Raw genomic sequence first — 3,120 nt, forward strand, 5'->3', positions numbered from 1 at the left:
GCTGACGGGCCTCAGTGGCTCGGGGAAGTCGTCGTTGGCTTTTGACACGCTCTATGCGGAGGCGCAGCGGCGCTTTATGGAGTCGCTCTCGGCCTGGACGCGGCGCTTCGTGCAGCAGCAGAGCCGCCCCAAAGTGGACGCGATTCTGGGGCTCTCGCCGGTGATCTCGATTGAGCAGAAGACGATTACAAAGAACCCGCGCTCGACGGTTGGAACCATGACCGATATCGGGGATTATCTGCGCCTGCTCTATGCCACCAGCGGCGAAGCGCACTGCCTCCGCTGCGCGCAGCCCATCCCGACCGTGAGCCTGACGCAGCTCTCCGAGCACCTGCTGGCGCTCCCCGAGGGGACTGCGGTCGAGCTCTGTGCGCCCGTTGCAAAAGTGTACGGCGAGGAGTGGAGCTATCTGTTCACCGAGATCCGTACCAAGGGCTGTCGCCGCGTTCGGATTGATGGGGAGCTGCGGGACTTAGCCGACGAACTGGCGCTGGAGGAAGAGGCTCAATTAGAGGTAGAAGCAGTCGTGGATCGGTTGATTGTCAAGCGGAGCCAGGCGAAGCAGCTCCAAGTGGCGCTTACTGATGCTGCTAAGCTGGGTGAGGGCTTTGTGCGCTGCCGCTTCGACGACGAAGCGCTGGAGGCAAAGTTTTACACGGGCTTTGGTTGCCCGGAGCACCGGCTGACGTTTATCGAGCGTGAGGGCTGGTTCTTCTCGTTCAATGAGCCCGAGAGCGCCTGCGTGACTTGCTCGGGGCTAGGGACATACCTACGAGTGCACACGGGTCTGCTCGTTCCTGATCCCTCTCGCTCGATTCTGGGGGGCGCGTTTGTTAAAGAGGCGTTCAACATTGATAAGCACAACAATAATGGGCGCATTATCTGGGGGCTGGCGGCACACTACAATTTCTCGCTAGAGATGCCCTTTGCGGAATTGCCTGAGAGTATTCGAGAGATTCTCTTCTGGGGCACCAGGGGCGAGGAGATCACGCTGGTGCAGCCGCCGGGTGGGCGCGATGATCGGAGCATCGGCAAGAAGCAGAAGTTTGCGGGGGTGGCCAACCAAATCGAGCGCTGGTATAAGGGGTATCGCCAGAAGCAGGAGGCTAACTCCAATGTTGAGGATTGGCTTCGAAAAGTCATGGTCGAGACGACGTGCCCGGACTGCCAGGGTGTGCGTCTGCGCCGCTCACGAACCCAGATCAAGTTTGGTGGAACGGACATTCATGCCCTGAGCCACCTCACCCTCGCCGATGCCGCTACGTTTCTGACCACGCTGCCTCCGCCCCGCCGCAGCCCCGAGGCAGCGCAACAGATCCTCCAGGCGATTCTTTCGCAGCTCGAACTCTTGTGTGATATTGGGCTGGATTACTTATCTCTCTCCCGGCGCTCGGGGACACTCTCGGGCGGGGAGTCACAGCGGATTCGGCTCTCGGCGCAGATCGCCAGTGAGCTAATGGGGATGCTCTACGTGCTGGATGAGCCGAGCATCGGCCTGCACCCCAAAGATAATGCGAAGCTTATCGCGACGTTGCGACGGCTGCGCGACATTGGCAATACGGTGATCGTCGTTGAGCACGACACGGATACGATCCGCGCCGCTGATCATATTCTGGAGATCGGGCCAGGGCCAGGGATTCATGGCGGCGAGGTGGTCGCCAGTGGCACGATTGCCGAGCTCTGCGCCAATCCGAACTCCCTCACCGGGGCGTTTCTCTCGGGACGGCGCGAGATTGCACTGCCAACCAAGCGCCGCACTATCGGTACCGACTCTCTCACTCTCACCGGGGCGCGGGAGAACAACCTCAAAAACTTAACCGTGCGTTTCCCGCTCGGGGTGTTCATTGCCGTCACGGGGGCGTCAGGATCGGGCAAGTCCACCCTGATCAACGATATTCTCCACAAGCAGCTCTATAACAAGAAATACGACTCACGGGTGCTGGCCGGGGCGCACGATACGCTTACGGGCATCGAGAAAATCGGGGATGTAATTGAAATTGATCAAAGCCCCATTGGCCGCTCACCGCGCTCCAACCCCGCGACCTATGTGGGCTTCTACGACGATATCCGCCAGCTCTTTGCTGCCACGCCGCTCTCTCTCGAACGTGGCTACACGGCCTCACGCTTTAGCTTCAATGTGAAAGGCGGGCGCTGCGAAGAGTGTAGTGGCGAGGGGACGATCACGACCAAACTCAACTTCATGCCCGATGTCGAAGCGCCGTGCCACGCCTGCAAAGCCAGCCGCTACAACGCCGAGACACTGGAAGTTCTGTTCAATAGAAAGACCATCGCCGATGTGCTGGCGCTGAGTATCGAAGACGGCGCGGTGTTCTTTGAGAGCCATAAAAAGATCGCCCATAAGCTCCGTGTTCTCGCGGACTTGGGCCTCGGCTACGTCACGCTTGGCCACCCCGCACCCATTCTCTCGGGCGGCGAGGCGCAGCGTGTGAAGCTCGCCACCGAGCTGGCGAAGATCAAACGCGGTGCCAAGAACCTCTACATCCTAGATGAGCCCACGACGGGCCTGCACCTCGCCGATATCCAGCGGCTTCTCGACTGCCTCAATCGCCTGGTAGACGCTGGAAACACGGTTCTCGTCATTGAGCACCACTTAGACATCATCAAGTGCGCCGACTGGGTGCTCGACCTTGGCCCCGATGGCGGCAAGAACGGCGGGACATTAGTTGTTGAAGGCACGCCGGAGACCGTCGCGGCGTGCACTGAGTCGTACACGGGGAGATTTTTGCAGGATATACTGAGACCATGTTGACTGCACACCGCGAGGAAGTAATTGTTGCCGATGATGGCAGCCTGACCTTGGCCCATCTGCCGTTTGTCCCGGGGGATAAGGTCGAAGTGATTGTCTTGTCACGCTTCGCCAGTGCACCCAACCACCGCCGCGAACCCCGCCCCTACGGCCTCTGCGTCGGAGAGTTTGTCGTCCCCAAAGACTTCGATGCTCCCCTACCCAACGAGATTTTGGATGCTTTTGAAGGCAAATGAAGCTTCTTCTGGATACCCACATCTTTCTCTGGTTTCTCAGCCAAGATCCACAGCTCCCCTCGGAATACCGTGATGCAATCATCGACCCGGAAAATGATGTTTACCTGAGTGTGGTCT

General features: G+C 59.3%; 3 protein-coding genes. All 3 read left to right on the forward strand.

The features are described from left to right. On the forward strand, positions 1 to 2,770 hold a 2,770-nt coding region (gene uvrA / locus ACH2EH_RS21100), incomplete at its 5' end, for an excinuclease ABC subunit UvrA (protein ID WP_395144825.1). Continuing rightward, entirely contained in the window at positions 2,764 to 3,003 is a 240-nt protein-coding gene (locus ACH2EH_RS21105; protein ID WP_395144827.1) for a prevent-host-death protein, read from the forward strand. The genes uvrA and ACH2EH_RS21105, both read left to right, overlap by 7 nt. Continuing rightward, a partial coding sequence (locus ACH2EH_RS21110) for a type II toxin-antitoxin system VapC family toxin (RefSeq protein ID WP_395144829.1) occupies positions 3,000 to 3,120 on the forward strand: 121 nt, incomplete at its 3' end. The genes ACH2EH_RS21105 and ACH2EH_RS21110, both read left to right, overlap by 4 nt.

Origin of the sequence: Armatimonas sp., from assembly GCF_043760365.1 — a bacterium.
Taxonomy (GTDB): domain Bacteria; phylum Armatimonadota; class Armatimonadia; order Armatimonadales; family Armatimonadaceae; genus Armatimonas.